This window comes from Micromonospora sp. NPDC050980 (assembly GCF_040653835.1).
In the GTDB taxonomy this organism is placed as follows: domain Bacteria; phylum Actinomycetota; class Actinomycetes; order Mycobacteriales; family Micromonosporaceae; genus Micromonospora.
Genome location: NZ_JBFAGS010000010.1, coordinates 146,898 through 162,182, shown reverse-complemented (window position 1 = coordinate 162,182; position 15,285 = coordinate 146,898). Strand labels below are relative to the sequence as shown.

Annotated in this window: 14 protein-coding genes, 1 tRNA gene and 2 pseudogenes; 8 read left to right on the top strand and 9 right to left on the bottom strand. The window is 72.1% G+C overall.

The window, feature by feature from the left end; genetic code table 11:
• On the bottom strand, nucleotides 1-657 hold the full coding sequence (locus AB0H28_RS17640) for a hypothetical protein (RefSeq protein ID WP_358040697.1): 657 nt from the start codon (nucleotides 655-657) through the stop codon (nucleotides 1-3).
• A gap of 110 nt (nucleotides 658-767) precedes the next feature.
• Between AB0H28_RS17640 and AB0H28_RS17635 the strand changes: the two genes are divergently transcribed.
• Entirely contained in the window at nucleotides 768-1,169 is a 402-nt protein-coding gene (locus AB0H28_RS17635; protein ID WP_358040876.1) for a rhodanese-like domain-containing protein, read from the top strand.
• Here the strand turns inward: AB0H28_RS17635 and AB0H28_RS17630 are convergent.
• The 3 genes and pseudogenes from AB0H28_RS17630 to ssb all read right to left on the bottom strand — a co-directional run.
• Nucleotides 1,068-2,809 (bottom strand): annotated as a pseudogene (locus AB0H28_RS17630) (cobyric acid synthase); the annotation flags it as partial. The gene AB0H28_RS17635 and the pseudogene AB0H28_RS17630 overlap by 102 nt on opposite strands.
• Nucleotides 2,810-3,000: 191 nt before the next feature.
• Nucleotides 3,001-3,930 (bottom strand): annotated as a pseudogene (locus AB0H28_RS17625) (cobalamin biosynthesis protein); the annotation flags it as partial.
• 244 nt (nucleotides 3,931-4,174) lie between these two features.
• Nucleotides 4,175-5,044, bottom strand: a complete 870-nt coding sequence (gene ssb, locus AB0H28_RS17620; RefSeq protein ID WP_358040694.1) for a single-stranded DNA-binding protein — start codon at nucleotides 5,042-5,044, stop codon at nucleotides 4,175-4,177.
• 285 nt (nucleotides 5,045-5,329) lie between these two features.
• On the opposite strand from ssb, the gene AB0H28_RS17615 reads away from it, so the two are divergent.
• Both AB0H28_RS17615 and AB0H28_RS17610 read left to right on the top strand, forming a co-directional pair.
• The gene (locus AB0H28_RS17615; RefSeq protein WP_358040691.1) at nucleotides 5,330-5,740 is read left to right on the top strand and encodes an HPF/RaiA family ribosome-associated protein; all 411 of its coding nucleotides are present in this window, start codon (nucleotides 5,330-5,332) and stop codon (nucleotides 5,738-5,740) included.
• Nucleotides 5,741-5,890: 150 nt separating this feature from the next.
• Entirely contained in the window at nucleotides 5,891-6,916 is a 1,026-nt protein-coding gene (locus tag AB0H28_RS17610) for an alpha/beta hydrolase (RefSeq protein WP_358040688.1), read from the top strand.
• 1 nt (nucleotide 6,917) lies between these two features.
• Here AB0H28_RS17610 and AB0H28_RS17605 read toward each other — a convergent pair whose 3' ends face one another.
• The gene (locus AB0H28_RS17605; protein WP_358040685.1) at nucleotides 6,918-7,652 is read right to left on the bottom strand and encodes a hypothetical protein; all 735 of its coding nucleotides are present in this window, start codon (nucleotides 7,650-7,652) and stop codon (nucleotides 6,918-6,920) included.
• 169 nt (nucleotides 7,653-7,821) lie between these two features.
• Here AB0H28_RS17605 and AB0H28_RS17600 point away from each other — a divergent pair.
• A tRNA-Arg gene (locus tag AB0H28_RS17600) sits at nucleotides 7,822-7,897 on the top strand.
• A 128-nt stretch (nucleotides 7,898-8,025) separates the two neighbouring features.
• Here AB0H28_RS17600 and AB0H28_RS17595 read toward each other — a convergent pair.
• Complete coding sequence (locus tag AB0H28_RS17595) at nucleotides 8,026-8,460, bottom strand: hypothetical protein (protein ID WP_358040682.1); 435 nt, start codon at nucleotides 8,458-8,460, stop codon at nucleotides 8,026-8,028.
• 618 nt (nucleotides 8,461-9,078) lie between these two features.
• Here AB0H28_RS17595 and AB0H28_RS17590 point away from each other — a divergent pair.
• Entirely contained in the window at nucleotides 9,079-9,627 is a 549-nt protein-coding gene (locus AB0H28_RS17590; RefSeq protein ID WP_358040679.1) for a hypothetical protein, read from the top strand.
• A gap of 26 nt (nucleotides 9,628-9,653) precedes the next feature.
• On the opposite strand, the gene AB0H28_RS17585 is transcribed toward AB0H28_RS17590, so the two are convergent.
• A complete protein-coding gene (locus AB0H28_RS17585) occupies nucleotides 9,654-9,908 on the bottom strand; it encodes a hypothetical protein (protein WP_358040676.1) in 255 nt (84 codons plus the stop codon).
• Between the two features lie 165 nt (nucleotides 9,909-10,073).
• Between AB0H28_RS17585 and murF the strand changes: the two genes are divergently transcribed.
• Entirely contained in the window at nucleotides 10,074-11,471 is a 1,398-nt protein-coding gene (gene murF / locus AB0H28_RS17580; protein WP_358040674.1) for a UDP-N-acetylmuramoyl-tripeptide--D-alanyl-D-alanine ligase, read from the top strand.
• 3 nt (nucleotides 11,472-11,474) lie between these two features.
• Here the strand turns inward: murF and AB0H28_RS17575 are convergent, their stop codons facing one another.
• Entirely contained in the window at nucleotides 11,475-12,920 is a 1,446-nt protein-coding gene (locus AB0H28_RS17575) for a Mur ligase domain-containing protein (protein ID WP_358040671.1), read from the bottom strand.
• A gap of 353 nt (nucleotides 12,921-13,273) precedes the next feature.
• Complete coding sequence (locus AB0H28_RS17570) at nucleotides 13,274-13,696, bottom strand: helix-turn-helix transcriptional regulator (protein WP_358040874.1); 423 nt, start codon at nucleotides 13,694-13,696, stop codon at nucleotides 13,274-13,276.
• Nucleotides 13,697-14,229: 533 nt separating this feature from the next.
• Here AB0H28_RS17570 and AB0H28_RS17565 point away from each other — a divergent pair.
• Together AB0H28_RS17565 and AB0H28_RS17560 are read left to right on the top strand one after the other, a co-directional pair.
• Complete coding sequence (locus AB0H28_RS17565; protein WP_358040668.1) at nucleotides 14,230-15,027, top strand: helix-turn-helix transcriptional regulator; 798 nt, start codon at nucleotides 14,230-14,232, stop codon at nucleotides 15,025-15,027.
• Nucleotides 15,024-15,206: a DUF397 domain-containing protein gene (locus AB0H28_RS17560; protein WP_358040871.1), complete on the top strand. Its 183-nt coding sequence runs from the start codon at nucleotides 15,024-15,026 to the stop codon at nucleotides 15,204-15,206. Before AB0H28_RS17565 ends, AB0H28_RS17560 begins: the two co-directional genes overlap by 4 nt.
• Nucleotides 15,207-15,285 lie beyond the last annotated feature (79 nt).

Sequence of the window (15,285 nt, the reverse complement as noted above, 5' to 3'; positions counted from 1 at the left end):
TTACCCGGGCACACCGTCCGAGCCCGGACGCCGCCCGAGCCGCACGTAGTAGCGGTCCGGATCGTGCGGCAGGTCGGGGGCGCCGTCGACGACCAGGTCCACCGCCGCCGCGGTGCCGTCGGCGGCGAAGTGCGCCCGTTCCCCGGCGTGCCAACGGCGCAACTCGGGCAGCATGCCCGCGCCGTCGCGGGCCAACGCCCGGGACAGGCGCAGCTCGGCCGGCGCGGTGACCAGCACGGCCAGCGTCAACTCGGGACGCACCGCGGCGCGCGCCGCGCTCACCCCCTCGACGATCAGCACCGGTGCCGCCGGCACCGCCACCACCGGACCCAGGAACCGGTGGCGGACCCAGCTGTACCGGCGGTAGCCGCCCGCCCGGCCGGCCCGTACCGGATCGAGCACCGATGCCTCCAGGCGCGTCCAGAACGTGAGCTGGTCGTCCCAGCCGTCGAGCAGGTCGTCGGTGCGGACCAGCGGCGGCCGTGGACCCCCGTCCGACGCCGCCGCGAACGCGTCCGCGAGGCGCGTGGCGAAGACGCTCTTGCCCGCGCCGCTCGGCCCGTCGACCGCGACCAGCCGGGTACGCCCCAACCGCGGCGGCCCGGCCAGCACCCGCCGGGCCAACCCGGCGTACGACTCGACAACGGCGACGTTCACCCGACCGACGCTAACGTTCCCCCGTCCGCTGGATCCTGCGACCCGGGCGGACCGTTTCACCCGGCGGCGTCCCCGCCCGCGGGCATGATCTGGGGGTGCTCCATGACGTGATGTGTCCGGGCGTCGACGCCCTTCTGGAACAGGCCCGCGCCGGTCTCCGCCGGCTCACCCCGCACGAGACGATCGAGGCGGTCCGCAACGGGGCGCTGCTGATCGACACGCGCACCGAGGCGCAGCGTCGTGAGGAGGGCGAGCTGCCCGGCGCGATCGTCATCGACCGCACCGTGCTGGAGTGGCGGCTCGACCCGGCCAGCGAGTGGCGCATCCCGGAGGCGATCGGCTACGACCGTGAGATCGTGGTGGTGTGCCGGCAGGGCTACAGCTCCAGTCTGGCCGCCGCCAGCCTCCAGACGCTCGGCCTGCGCCACGCCACCGACATGATCGGCGGCGTGCAGGGCTGGCGTGAGGCCGGGCTGCCGATGTCCGACCGCCCGGCCGACGTGCGCTACTGACCCGTCCCGTCCGGGTGCCGCCGGACCGCTCCGCTTCGGGTGCCGCCGGACCGCTCCGCCCCGGGTGCCGCCGGACCGCTCGGTCAGGACGGGCCGGGCGGTCGCCCGGGCGCGCCGGGCGGCACGAACGGCAGGCCGGGCGGCGGGCCGCTCTCGATCAGCCGCCACAGCGCGCCGGTGTCCAGGTGCTCTTCCACCAGGTCGCCGAGCAGGTCCAGGGTCCGCTCCCGGGCCGCCGCGAACGACGTGTCCGGCGCGACCGTGAAACCGGTCCGACCGGCCGCCGCGGCGACCTCGGTGAGGAACCTGCGGCGGAACGCGTCGGACTCGAACGCGCCGTGCCAGTGGGTCCCGTACACCGCGCCGAGTTGGGCGCCCTCGCCGGTGCCGTCGGCGTAGTGCAGCAGCGGCGGCAGCCCCGGGTCGGCGGCGGAGACCCGGCCGTGGTGGATCTCGTACCCGTGCACCGGCACGTCCCCGGCCGCGACGCCCTCGGCCCGGCGGACCGTCTTGCGCGGGTCGAAGGTGATCTCGACGGGCAGCAGCCCGAGGCCGGGCACGCTGCCCCGCCGGCTCTCCACCGGGTCGTGGATCGCCCGGCCGAGCATCTGGAACCCGCCGCAGACACCGAGCAGCGGACGGCCGGCGGCGGCGTGCGCCCGCACCGCGTCGGCCAGCCCCGTCCCCCGCAGCCAGGCCAGGTCGGCGACTGTCGACTTGGAGCCGGGCAGCACCACCAGGTCGGCGGCGGCCAGCTCGGCCGGCTCGACGGTCAGCCGCACCCGCACCCCCGGTTCGGTGGCGAGCGCCTCGGCGTCGGTGGCGTTCGAGATTCGGGGCAGCCGGACCACTGCCACGTCGAGCCAGTCCGTGCCGCGCGGCGAGGCGGGCCGGCCGAGCACCCGCCCGTACGCGAGGGAGTCCTCCGCGTCCAGCCACAGGTCGAGCGCCCACGGCAGCACGCCGAAGGTGGGGCGGCCGGTGACCTGGCGCAGCATGTCCAGCCCGGGCCGGAGCAACCCTAGGTCCCCCCGAAACTTGTTGATCACGAAGCCGGCGACGAGTGCCTGGTCGGCCGCGTCGAGCAGCGCCACGGTGCCGAACATCGAGGCGAACACCCCGCCCCGATCGATGTCGCCGACCACGATCGCCGGCAGGCCGGCAGGCCGGGCCAGGCCCATGTTGACGTAGTCGCCGGCCCGCAGGTTGATCTCCGCCGGGCTGCCCGCGCCCTCGCAGATCACCACGTCGTACTCGGTCCGCAGCTCGGCGAGCGCCGCGTACGCGGTGGCGGCGAGCCGGGGCCGCAGCGAGTGGAAGTTGCCCGCGGTCACCGTGTCGACCGCCTCGCCGAGCAGCACCACCTGACTGGCGTGGTCGCTGCCCGGTTTCAGCAGCACCGGATTGAAGCGCAGGTCCGGCGCGAGCCCGGCGGCGGCGGCCTGCATGGCCTGGGCCCGACCGATCTCGCCGCCCCGGCCGTCCGGGCCGACCACCACTGCCGAGTTGTTGGACATGTTCTGCGCCTTGAACGGGGCGACCCGGACTCCCCGGCGGCGCAGCCAGCGGCAGATGCCGGCGGTGAGCACGCTCTTGCCGGCGTCGGAGGTGGTACCGGCGACCAGCAGGCCGCCGCTCACCGCCCGCTGCCCGAGCCGCTCGCGGCCCCGCTGCGTGGCCCACGCCTGAGAGCGCCGGTCGACAGGCGTTGGGCGACGCCGGTCGGCCCGCCTTCGGCGACGTCGATCGGCCCACGCCTGAGAGCGCCGGTCGACAGGCGTTGGGCGACGCCAGCGAGCGCGCGCAGCGCGGCGCGGCCGGTAACGCCGGCGAGCCGGCCCACGGTCACCGGGTAGAGCGCGGCCAGCCCGAGCGCGGCCACGCCGACCGCGCCGGAGATCCGGGCGGCCCGCTTCAGGTGCCGGGCCTCCGGCCGGGGCCCGTCACCGAGGAACGGCCGCGTCTCGGAGCGGCCGAAGTAGACGTTGCGTCCGCCCAGCCGGACGCCGAGCGCGCCGGCCATCGCCGCCTCGCACTGCCCGGCGTTCGGGCTCGGATGGTCGGCCCGGTCCCGCCGCCAGACGTGCCAGGCCGCGGCACGCTCCCCGTGCGCCACGGGCGCGACGGCCACGGTGAGCAGCCCGGTCAACCGCGACGGCACCAGATTGAGCAGGTCGTCCAGTCGCGCGGCCGGGGCGCCGAAGCGGGCGTACCGGGGTGAGCGGTGACCCACCATGGCGTCGAGCGTGTTCGCCGCCCGGTAGCCGAGCAGGCCGGGCAGCCCGGCGACCGCCCCCCACATCAGCGGCGCGACCACCGCGTCGGAGGTGTTCTCGGCGACCGACTCGACGGTGGCCCGGGCCAGCTCCGGCTCGTTAAGGGCGGACGGGTCCCGCCCGCACAGGTGGCCGAGACGGGCCCGGGCGGCTGGCAGGTCGGCCCGCCGCAGCGCCCGTCCCATCACCCGGGACTCGTGCCGCAGCGTGCGCCCGCCGAGCACGGTCCAGGTGCCGGCCGCCACCAGCGCGGCCCGCGCCACCGGGTGACGCCGGGTGGCGAGCGCGCCGGCGACGCCGAGCAGGACCGGCGCACCGACCGCCAGCGCGGTGAACGCGGCCCCGGCCGACCACCGCGGGCGGTAGATCCGCCGCTCGAGGGCACCGGCTGCGCGGCCGAAGCCGGCCACCGGGTGCCACCGGCGCGGGTCGCCGAGCAGCACGTCGAGCGCGTAGCCCGCCACCAGCCCGGTCGCGTTCGCCATGGCGGTCGCCTGCCGCACCCGTCACCACCTCCGGCCGGCCAGCCTAGCCGTACCCGACGAATGCCGGCGGGCCGTCGGGCGCCTCGGCGGGAAGCGGTCCCGGAAGGCGAGTGGAACACCACGGGTGGCTCGGGCCTGCGCCGGCACCCATGGCGTTCCGGCCGGGCCGGACCCGCCGGCCCGACCGCACCGCGGGGTGACGACGACGTCGCCGCCCCGCGCCCCCGTCGCGCGAACCGGACGCTCAGGCGGACACCGGGGTACGCCGCCGGCTGCGACGCCCCGAAGCCGCCCCTCCGCTGCCCGCGGCAACCCCGCCGCCGCCCGCATCAGCACCGCCGACCGGCGGCTCGGCCTCGGCCAATTCGTCGTCCTCGGTGGTGTCCGGCTCGTCACCCTCCTCGGCGGCCAGGTCGTCGTCCTCCGCGACCGGCCCGTTCCGGCGGACGCCCTCCCCCATGACCGGCCCGTCCCGGCGGACGCCCTCCCCGGCGACCGGCCCGCCGGGTCGGACGTCCCCGTCACCGGCCCCCGGGTCACCGGGCCGGTCGTCGAACGGGTCGAGTTCGACGACCCGGTCGAGCGTGCCGGCGAGCCCGACCCGCGCCGGCCCGAACTCCGCGACGTCGTCGTCGAAGGGCCGGCCGTCGAACGTGGCCGGGGCCTGGTCGTCGGGCACCGGCTCGGTCGCCTCGCCGTGCACCCGCTGCTCCGCCTCGGCGTCAGCGACCGAGCTGGTGGCCGCGCGCGGCTGGTTGCGCAGGAAACGGGACCGCCCCCGGGACAGGTCGTGCCCGACCGCGACCGCCTCCAGCTCGTAGAGCGTGCGGTGGTTACCGGCCTCGTCGGTCCAGTCGCGGGTGTAGAGGCGGCCGGCGACGATCACCGGGTCACCCAGCGCCACCGAGGCCGCCACCCCCTCGGCCAGCCGTCGCCAACAGTTCACCCGCACCCGCAGGCTGTTGCCGTCGACCCAGCGACCGCTGTCCCGGTCGAGGCGGCGAGCGGTCGAGGCGACCTTGAAGTTGGCCACCAGCGTTCCGCTCTGTGTGGTCCGGCGCCACTCCGGCGCGGTCAGCACGTTGCCGACGATCGTGACGTAGGTATCGAACATCGCCCCTCCCAGGGATCGGTTGTCCGGGTGAGCGTGGCCCGAGCCGCCTCGTCCGGGCATCCCCGTCGACGCGTGCCTGTGGATGACGGACCGGCTGTGGACAACCGCCTGATCAAGGTCCCCGTCTGCTAGGCCGATGGGCCCTACGGCGCCGACCTGCGGCGACACATGATCGGAACGTAACCGGCGGGAGGCGTTCCGGAATCGCGCCGGTTGGGTAAGTACTTGATCAACCGAGAGAAAGGGAGCGCCGATGCTTCTCCGAGACGTCCGCGAGGCAGGGCGATGAGCGCCGTGGCGAACCCGGCGACCGTGGGCGAGTGCCTGCGGGTGGGTGCCGGGTTCTCCCAGGGCGACCGCAACTGGATCGCCGAGCAGTTCGCGACGCTGGACGCCCGGCTCGCCAGCTTCCACGCCGACGCCACCGAGCTGGAGGTGTCGGTCAAGGACCGCGAGGCCCGGGGCCAGAAGGTGACCCTGGAGTGCTGGGTGGCCGGCCGGCAGAAGATCGTCACCACCTCGACCGAGGAGGACCTGCACGCCGCGCTCAACGACGTCCGGGACGACCTGCGCCGCAAGCTCAACGACGCGAAGACCCGGCAGGAGCCGCGCAACAACAAGCACCTGCGCCCGACCGAGCAGCCCGACCCCGTTCCGCTGCAGGCCGGCGAGCGCGAGGACGCCGAGACCACCTGATCCTCGGTAGGCCCCCGCCCGCACGGTGCCGGCGGGTGGGGGCCCCGCGCCCACCTGTGAGAAGGTGCCCCTTCTCTACCGCAGGCGTTAACAAGGGGCCCCGCCTTACACCCCTACCGTCGGGTAGCTCGGCGGCGTACCGTCGCGGTCGTGGAACCGGACGTGCTGGGAGCGCCCTACGAGCGGCGCACGATCGAGCTGGGCACCGACGACGAGGGACCGGTCGTCGCGACACTGGTCCGCCGCCGCGCCGACCGCCCGACCGGCCGGGCCGTGCTCTACGTGCACGGCTTCGTCGACTACTTCTTCCAGACCCACGTGGCCGACTTCTTCGCCGCGCGCGGCTGGGACTTCTACGCCCTCGACCTGCGCAAGTACGGCCGCAGCCTGCGCCCGCACCAGACCCCGAACTTCTGCCTCGACCTCAGCGACTACTTCCCCGAGCTGGACGCCGCCACCGAGATCATCCGCACCGAGGACGGACACGAGACGCTGCTCGCCATGGGCCACTCCACCGGCGGCCTGATCATCTCGCTCTGGGCGGACGCCCGCCGCGACGCCGGCCTGGTCGACGGCATCGTGCTCAACAGCCCCTTCTTCGACATCAACGCTCCCTGGTTGGTCCGTCGACCCCTCGCCGCCGCCGTCGCCCGGTTGGGCCGCCGGGCGCCGCAGCGTGTCCTGCCGTTCGGGCTCGGCACCGTGTACGGCGAGAGCCTGCACGCCGACCACCGCGGCGAGTGGCGCTACGACCTGGCCTGGAAGCCGCTCGCCGGGTTTCCGGTCCGGGCCGGCTGGCTGAACGCGATCCGCGCCGGGCAACGCCGGCTGCGCGCCGGGCTGGACATCGAGGTGCCGGTGCTGCTGGCCTGCTCCACCCGCAGCTTTCGGGGCGCGAAGTGGCACGAGAGCGCCACCGGGGCCGACGCGGTGCTCGACGTGGAGCACATGGTGCGCTGGGCGCCCCGGCTCGGCCGGCACGTCACGCTGGCCCGCTTCGACGGCGGGCTGCACGACCTCACGCTGTCCAGCCCCGGCGTACGCGAAAAGGTCTTCGCGGAGGTCGGGCGGTGGGCGGAGGGTTTCCTCCGCGCCGGCCCGACCGAGCCGGAGCCCGCGCCGCCGGCCCCGCGCCGTCCGACCGACGCACCGGCCGGCGCCACAGTCGAGAGCTGAGTCAGCCCACGATCACCCCGGCGAGCGCCGCCCGGATCCGGTCGAACGTGGCGACCGGGTGCCCGCCGTCGCGCGGCGGCAGCAGCACGCCCAGGCACCACGGGACCGGCTCGCCCGCCGTCCCGGCCTCGACGGTGAACACCGGCGCGCCCACGTACCCGGCGGGCAGCTCGGCGATGAGGCGCACCTCGTCACCGTCCCGCGCGACCCGCTCGACCACCGCCTCCAGCGGCCGTGACCCGTCCGCGCCGACGCCCAGCGCCAGCACGAACGCCGAGGCAGGCGCCGCACCGACCCGGGCGACCGCGTCGGCCGGCGCGGCCACCGCCTCGGTGACCTGCTGGGTACGCCAACGCCAGCCCCGGTCGTCGGCGTGCCCGTGCAGCCCGCCGGTGGGCATCGCGGCCACCCCCAGCTCCGGCAGCGGCAGCCAGTGGTCGGCGAAGCCGGGCAGCTCGATCGGCTCGTCCGCCCCCTCGGCCGGGTCGGTGACGCTGGGCCGCAGCCCGATCTCTCCGTACGACCGGTCGGTGAGCGCCCCGGCGGTGAGCAGCCACTCGTGCGCGATCTCCCCGTCGTCGGTGGCGCCGACCAGCTCGCTGTAGAAGAAGGCGGTGCCGAGGGTGTCGGCCGGTGCGCCGGGCCGGTCCGCCCCGGAGACGGGCAGGATCGACCGCCCGAAGTGCTGGCACAGCTCGAAGACGATCTCGTTCTCGGTTTCCTGGTCGAGCAGCATCCGCAGAGGGTACGGATCGAGCTGTGCCCGCCGGGACCGGACCCGCCGGAACTCCGATGCCGGACCGGGCCCCGGCGTGGCACGCTGGGCGGCGAGGCGGGCGCGCCGACCCGTACCCCCGGCCGGACCGGAGCCGGCGGTACCCTCTTGGCGCGACGATCGTCGACGCGCGCCCGTAGCTCAGCGGATAGAGCAGGGGACTTCTAATCCCAAGGCCGCAGGTTCGAATCCTGCCGGGCGCACCATCACACAGCGGGCTTGACCTGCTGTTTCTTGCCCTTATTGCGATCTTTCTTGGCGACACCCTTCGATGCCTTACCTCCTTGTGAGCCCGAGGTGAGCCCGGGGGTGCGCTTGGTGGGCCGACCAGAGATCAGGCGGGCAGTGGCTTCGGCTGCCTCCATGGCCAGCTCGGGCAGGACAGCCGTGTACGTGTCCGCCGTGAGCGCGTACGAGGAGTGTCTGAGCATTTCTGTACCACCTTCATCTTGGCTCCGGCCTTGAGAGCCATCGTGGCCGCGCCGTGGCGGAGGTCGTGCAGGCGGATCGGCGGGAGCCCCAGGCGCTTGACGAGCCGGTCAAAGTAGTCCGAAAGCCACGTCGGCTCCACCCACTCGCCGTTGGGCCGCGTGAAGAGACGGCCACTCTCCACCCAGGCCGCCCCGGCTTCCTCGCGCGCCTGACGCTGCCGCTTGTTGTGGCGCTTGATCACCTTCACGGTTCCACCGTCGAGCGCCACCAGGCGGTTACCCGCGTCGCTCTTGGGCGCGTTCTCTTCGATCTCGCCGTTGATGTCCACAAGCTCCACGCTTGCGACAACGCCTCGATGATCACCAGCCCTCTGCCGCCGTTACCATCAGCGGCACGGCGACGCGGAACAACAGCGGAGCCGTCCACAGCGCTGATCGTCACCTGATCACCCTCAGCACGGACATGCAGCGCCAAACAACCGCCTCCATGCCGTACGGCGTTGGCGATCAACCTATCCGCAACGAGCACCGCATCACAAAGCCACTCCTCATCGCGGAACCCCCACCCGGTCAACAGGGTCCGCACCGCCTCCCGAGCGGCGGCGAGGGCATGACGATCCGCCGGAACATCCAGGTGTGCCGTCAGTACCATCTCAGCCGCCCCCACGTCTTGACGGAAGACACCTAACCGGCAGCAGCCGCTACCCCGTCAACGACCAGGGAAAACTTGCCTAACGACAACGTTCGGCCTATCGCTCAGAAAGCCGGCGTCAGCCCATGTTGCCCGCCCGCGCCTCGTTGTCGGAGTTGTGTCGGAGTTTGCCGACAGTCGAAAGCCTTCAATGTGCGCCAGTGGTGCGCCACGCTGCTCCTACCAGCGCTGCGTTGACCTACGGCGAGTGCACCGCCGGTCCGCACCAGCCAACCCCTCGGTCGGCACAAGGAGGACTCACAGCATGACTCGATTGATCAAGATGGCCGTGACGACGATGACGGTGTGTGTCGCCGCGTTGTCGCTCATGGCCGGCCCGGCGTCGGCGGCACCGAAGCCGGGGCCGTTCAGCACCTGGCCGCCGCCCGCCGCCGGTAACGTGCGCGGCACGATCTACCAGGGCACCCCCACCTGCGCCGTCCAGAGCGGCGTGAAGATCTGCGACGCCACCGTCTACACGACCGGCCTGATGAGCGGATGGGCCACGAGCAACCAGGCGTACCGCACGCTCAACCTGGAGTGGAAGATCCGCAAACACAGTGGGACGGTCGTCAAGACCGGCAGCGCCTCCTGCACGGGCGCAACCGGTGCGATCACCAGTTGCGACCGGACCGGTCCGAGCTACGGCGTGCGGTGGCCCGCCAGCAGCACCGTGAAGTACTGCGTCGACACGATCGGCTACGCGTACTACTACGTCTCATCGAACGGCAACACCGCGAAGGTGACCGCCAGTCACTACGCCTGTGTCACCCTGTCCGCCACGGGTGGCGGCGGAGGACTCCGCCAGCGGTAACCGCCCCCGGCACCCGCGAGGCTCGGTCACGCCAGTGGCCGGGCCTCGTCCGGTTGGACCATTTCCCCGAGCGCCACCCTCAGGCGAGGGCCTAGCCGCTCTAGACCTTGAATCAATCGAGCAGCGTCGGGCTCCAACGATGACAGCTCATCGAAGCCATTGAAGATATTCGCGAGGTGCCGCACGGACTCGTCACCGAGCAGTCCAAGCATCACCTCACCTTGAATTCTCGCCACCAGTTGCAGCAGCGCTAGCAACTCGTCCCGCGTTAGTTCGTCCATCCCGTCACTCCCTCGCCACCACGTTGTCTCATCCCGCACGGCCCAATCCATCACCGCCCCTACGGGGCCGCGAGTTCGCCCGACGCCGTCATCGCATCTAACAACAGTCGCCGATGGATCGGGCGCGAGGCGAACACGGCACGGTAGGTTTATCTCGTGCTTTCGATGACTCTGCAAGAGATCACGGCCGCGATCGGCGGAGCCGTCCACGACGCAGCCGAAGGCGTCACCGTCACCGCCCCCGTCGTGTTCGACAGCCGGCGCGTGGAGCCCGGCGGGATGTTCGTGGCGCTGCCCGGTGAGCGCGTCGACGGGCACGACTACGCCGCCCGAGCGGTCGAGGCCGGCGCGGCAGCGGTGCTCGCGTCAAGGCCGGTCGGAGTACCCGCCGTGGTCGTCGAGGACGTACCCACCGCCTACGGGCGACTCGCCCGCGCGGTGGTGGATCGGCTGCCGCAGACCACGGTGATCGGCATAACGGGGTCGGTCGGCAAGACCTCGACCAAGGACATCCTCGCCCAGGTACTGCCCGCATGGGGTGAGACGGTGGCCAACCGGGCGTCGAACAACAACGAGCTTGGGTTGCCGTACACGGTCACCCGCGCCACCACCGACACCCGCTATCTGGTGTTGGAGATGGGCGCACGCGGCATCGGGCACGTCGCGTACCTGACCCACATCGCCCCACCCACCGTCAGCGTCGTTACCCGCGTCGGGCACGCGCACCTTGGCGAGTTCGGGTCGGTGGAAAACATCGCCCAGGCCAAGGGCGAGATCGTGGAAGCGCTGCCCTCGGCACAGGATGGCGGGTTGGCGGTGCTCAACGGTGACGATCTACTCGTCACCTCCATGGCCAGCCGCACAAGCGCCCGGGTGCTCACTTACGGCATCGACAACCCGGCCGATGTGCGCGCCGAAGGCGTGAGCGTTGAAGAGCTGGGCCGCGCCGGTTTCCGGATCGTGCACGATGGCCAGGCCGCCGACGTGCGGTTGCGTCTCTACGGCCTGCACCAGGCATCTAACGCGCTCGCCGCCGCAACGGTCGCCCTCGGTCTGGGCCATCCGATCGAGGCGGTAGCCGACGCCCTGTCGCTGGCTGAGGCGGTGTCTCCGGGACGCATGCAGGTCACCACCCGCGCGGACGGGGTGACGGTCATCAACGACGCCTACAACGCCGCGCCGGACGCGATGCGGGCCGCGCTGCGCGCGTTGAAGGCGATGACGGGGGATGGCCGGCGAGCGGTGGCTGTGCTCGGGGAGATGGCCGAGCTGGGCGAGCACTCCGCACAGGTGCATCGGGAGATCGGGCAGCAGGTGGCCGAGATCGGGGCCGGGTGGCTGGTGGCCATCGGCGGAGCCGACGCCGGGCAGTACGCGGACGGGGCCGCCGGCACCGGCACGACAGTGGACCGCGCGGCGAACGTGACCGAGGCGTGGGAGTTGCTGCGCGACGGGTTGCGGCCGGGCGACGTGGTGTTGGTGAAGGCAGCCAACAGCGCCGGACTCCTCACGCTCGCAGAGAGGCTAATCGAGGAGCCCGGCGCTGTCACCGCCCAGGCGTAGGGGTCACGCGGACAGCGCGACCTCGCTTCGGCTGCTCAGGGCGTCCAGGATCGCCGCACCGTAGCCGCTCACGTCACCGGTGCCCATCGTCAGCACCACGTCACCGCGGCCGGCCATCCGCGCGATGACCCGGGCGGCGTGGTCCGGCCCGAGCGGCAGGCAGTAGTCACCCTCGCGCAACCGCGCCACGATCGCCCGGGAGTCCGCCACCGGTCGACCGGCAGGCACGGTGCCGTGCACGTCCAAGAGCAGGACGTGATCGGCCTTGTCGGCCAGGACCCCGCCGATCCGGCCCGCGAACGCCAGGACGCGCGCGTGTCCGGAGGGCTGAAACACCACGAACACCCGGCCCCGCGCCAGGGTGCGCGCGGCGTCCAGGTCGGCGGCGATCTCGTTCGGATGATCGGCGTAGGAGTCGATCAGCGCCACACCGGCCCGGGTGTCGATGTGCTCGAACCGGCGACGCACCCCGCCGAACGTGCACGCCGCCCCCGCCACCTCCACCGGGTCCAGGCCGAGCGCCACCGCGCACGCCAGGGCCGCCGCCATGTCGTCCAGGTGGTGCGCCGCCGGGGTCGGCAGGGTCAGCACCACCTCCGTGCCGTCCGGCAGGCGCACCGTGCCCGACGCCGACCAGCCCTCGGCGTGCACATCCAGCAGCCGCACGTCGGCCGCCCGGTCCCGGCCGTACCGGATGACGGTCAGGTCGGGTCGCTCGGCGGCGATCACGTCGGCGGCCACCGTCGCGCCCACGCAGTCGGCGTTGACGACCAAGACGCCGGACGCGGTGATGCGGGCACCGAAGCCGACGTAAGCACGCATCACGTCGGCGTGGTTGACGAAGTTCTCCGGGTGGTCGTCGGTCACGTTGGTGATGACCGCGATCGACGGGGTGAAGAAGTGAAACGACCGGTCCGACTCGTCGGCCTCCGCCACCAGCAGCCGCGACCGGCCGAGGTGGGCACCAGAGCCCGGCCCGGTCAGGTCGGCCCCGACCAGGTACGTCGGGTCCTGTCCGAGGGTGCGCAGGATGTGTGCGAGCATCGCCGTGGTGGTGGACTTGCCGTGCGACCCGGACACCGACACGAGCCGGCGCGTGGCGGCCAGCTTGTCCACCACCTGGGCGCGGTGCACCACCGGGATGCCGGCGACGCGGGCCGCGTGGACCTCCGGGGCGTTCTGCGCGACGGTGGTGTAGACGACGCACGACGTGCCCTCGACGTGCGCGGGGTCGTGCCCGATCTGCACCCGCACGCCAGCCGTGCGCAGCGCCGCCAGGGTGGCCGAGTCGTGCAGGTCGCTGCCGCTGACCTCGTGGCCCAGCTCGGCCAGCAGCCGGGCCAGGCCGGACATCGCACAACCGCCGACGCCCACGAAGTGCGGACGGGACAGATCCAGCGGGCCGGTGTACGCCTCGATGGTCGGGTTACCAGTGATCGTGTCGGTCATGGTGCCGTGTCTCCTTCGGTGTGAGAGCTGATCCGTTGGTGCCATGAGCTGACGTGCCGGAGGGGTGCGCTCCTTCCACTCGTGCGATTCCTTGCGCGCGGCCGAGCTGGCCTCGGGTCACCACCTCGGCCGCGCGAGTCCAGTCGATCTGCGTCGGCTCATCCACCGGCCGCAGCAAAGCTTGAGGCAGAGCGGGAGCAGCGGAAGCCGAGCCGATCGGCCACACCGCAGGATCGGGAAAGGGCCGCTTCGGCTTCCGCGCCGTGCGGCACGTCGGGCAGGCGCACGGCCGGCCACCGGGGAAGTGGCGGGATCGGTGCGGACGGTGCCGGGGCCGGATCAGGTCAGCGTCTTCATCGTCCATGGCCGCCTCCGTTCGCTCGGGCAGGCACAGCGGGCGGGACACCGAGGTACAACGACGCGGCGGGATCACGGAACAGCCGTTGCAGATCACGGCACAGGCACGTCGGCGGCGACTGGGACAACTGCCGCCGGATCATCTCCACCGCCGCCTGATCCTGTAGCCGACGCGATAGAGCCTCGGTATGCGCCCACTCCGCCACCAGCAGCCCGGCCGCACCCAAGGCGGCATCACACGCGGCCCAGAACTCTCGGGGAGGCCATTGCCGCGCTCTCTCTACGTTCGCGATCGTGCTTCGCGACCACTGCACCTTAAGCGCGAGTCGGACCTGAGTGACACCGACGACCTTGCGCGTCGCGGCCAACCTCAGCCCGAGGAGCCGACGAGCCGCCGCCAGTTCTTCCGGCGTGACCACATCCAGCCCGCGAGGGGCGATAAACGCGGCCACAGGCGAGTCGGTCACCGCTGACCACCGCCCAAGCGACGAGGCCTCAGCAAGGCCGGCGCGTACTCCGCAGCGGTACGCGCCGACCCTCCCGAAATCGAGCACCGAGACGCCTGGCCGGGGGTCAGGTTGCCAGCACGCCCCCACACCAAGAACGGCTCAGTGCGCTCCGAGTACCACGACGAAAGGCAGCGAGCCTGCCCTTGCGACATCACAGGCTCAGGCACCGGAGGCGCGGGCACCTTGCCACTCCTCCTGAGCCGTCGCATCAGGCGCACGTCAACCTCCTCCGTCGTCCGAGGGGCCGCCCCGCACGGGGGAACGGGACGGCCCCGTCAAAAACCACCCCGTCCCTCTCTGGATAGGAGCGGCTCCGATGTGTGACAGTCTGCTAAGGACGCGGCCGACTTCGATACGTCGTCACCGATGTTGTGCCAGCTCACGGGGCAATTGGGCAGGCACGAAAGACCCGCCGACGGAACTGAGCAGAGATTGGGGAATCGATGGGGACCGCCACCGACTACGTACGCGAAGAACTGCGGCTGTTCCGGGCGGCCCAGGAACTCAGCCAGGACGACTTCGGCAAGGTCATCGGTTACTCGGGCTCACATGTCAGCGCAGTCGAGACAGGGGGACGCCCACCGACCCGTGAATACATGAACGCAGTCGACGAGGCGTACAAGACCGGCGGCCGGTTCGCCCGCATGCTGCGTGAGCTGTCGAAGCTCGACCACACGCCAGCCTGGCTGCGAGAGTGGATCGAATTCGAGCGCGAGGCGACCTTACTGCGCTGGTACGAACCTGCTTACGTGCCGGGCATCCTTCAGACAGAGGCGTACGCCCGCGCCACCCTAGCCAGCGGTCTACTACTCCCCGACGAGATCGATCAGCGCGTGGCGTCTCGGCTCGATCGACAGTCGATCCTGACCCGTGAGGAACCCGTGCCCCTGGTCGCCGTAGTCGACGTGATGGTGCTACGGAGGCCACTCAACGACCACCCAGGCGTCATGGCGGAGCAGCTACAGCACCTCGCCAAGATGGCCGAGCTGCCGCACGTACAGATACTCGTGGTGACTGAGGACGCCGGGGTCTACCCTGGCTTGCAAGGAGGCTTCATCCTGGCCACGCTGGGCGACGGCTCGGTGATCGCTCACCTCGATCACCAGGTCCGAGCACAGGTAGTGAACCTCACCGATGACCTTGCTACCCTCCAGCGCGTGTGGGAGGCGGTCAGGGGTGAAGCACTCTCGCGCAGGCAGTCACTCAAACTGATCAAGGAAGCGGCGCAGACATGGACATGACCGGTGCCAGGTGGCACAAGTCGACTCGCTCGGGAGCAAACGGCGGGTCGTGCGTAGAGGTGGCCGACAACCTGCCCGGCGTCGTGCTCGTGCGCGACACCAAGGACCGAGACGGGGGCACCCTCCAGTTCGACCCGACCGTCTGGCAGTCGTTCGTCAACTTCGCCAAGAAGCACTGACCCAGACCCCCGACGAAGGCCCCCGCTGAGGTGGGGGCCTTCCCCATGCCCGGCGCACCCGCATTCCGTGAGCCCGGTG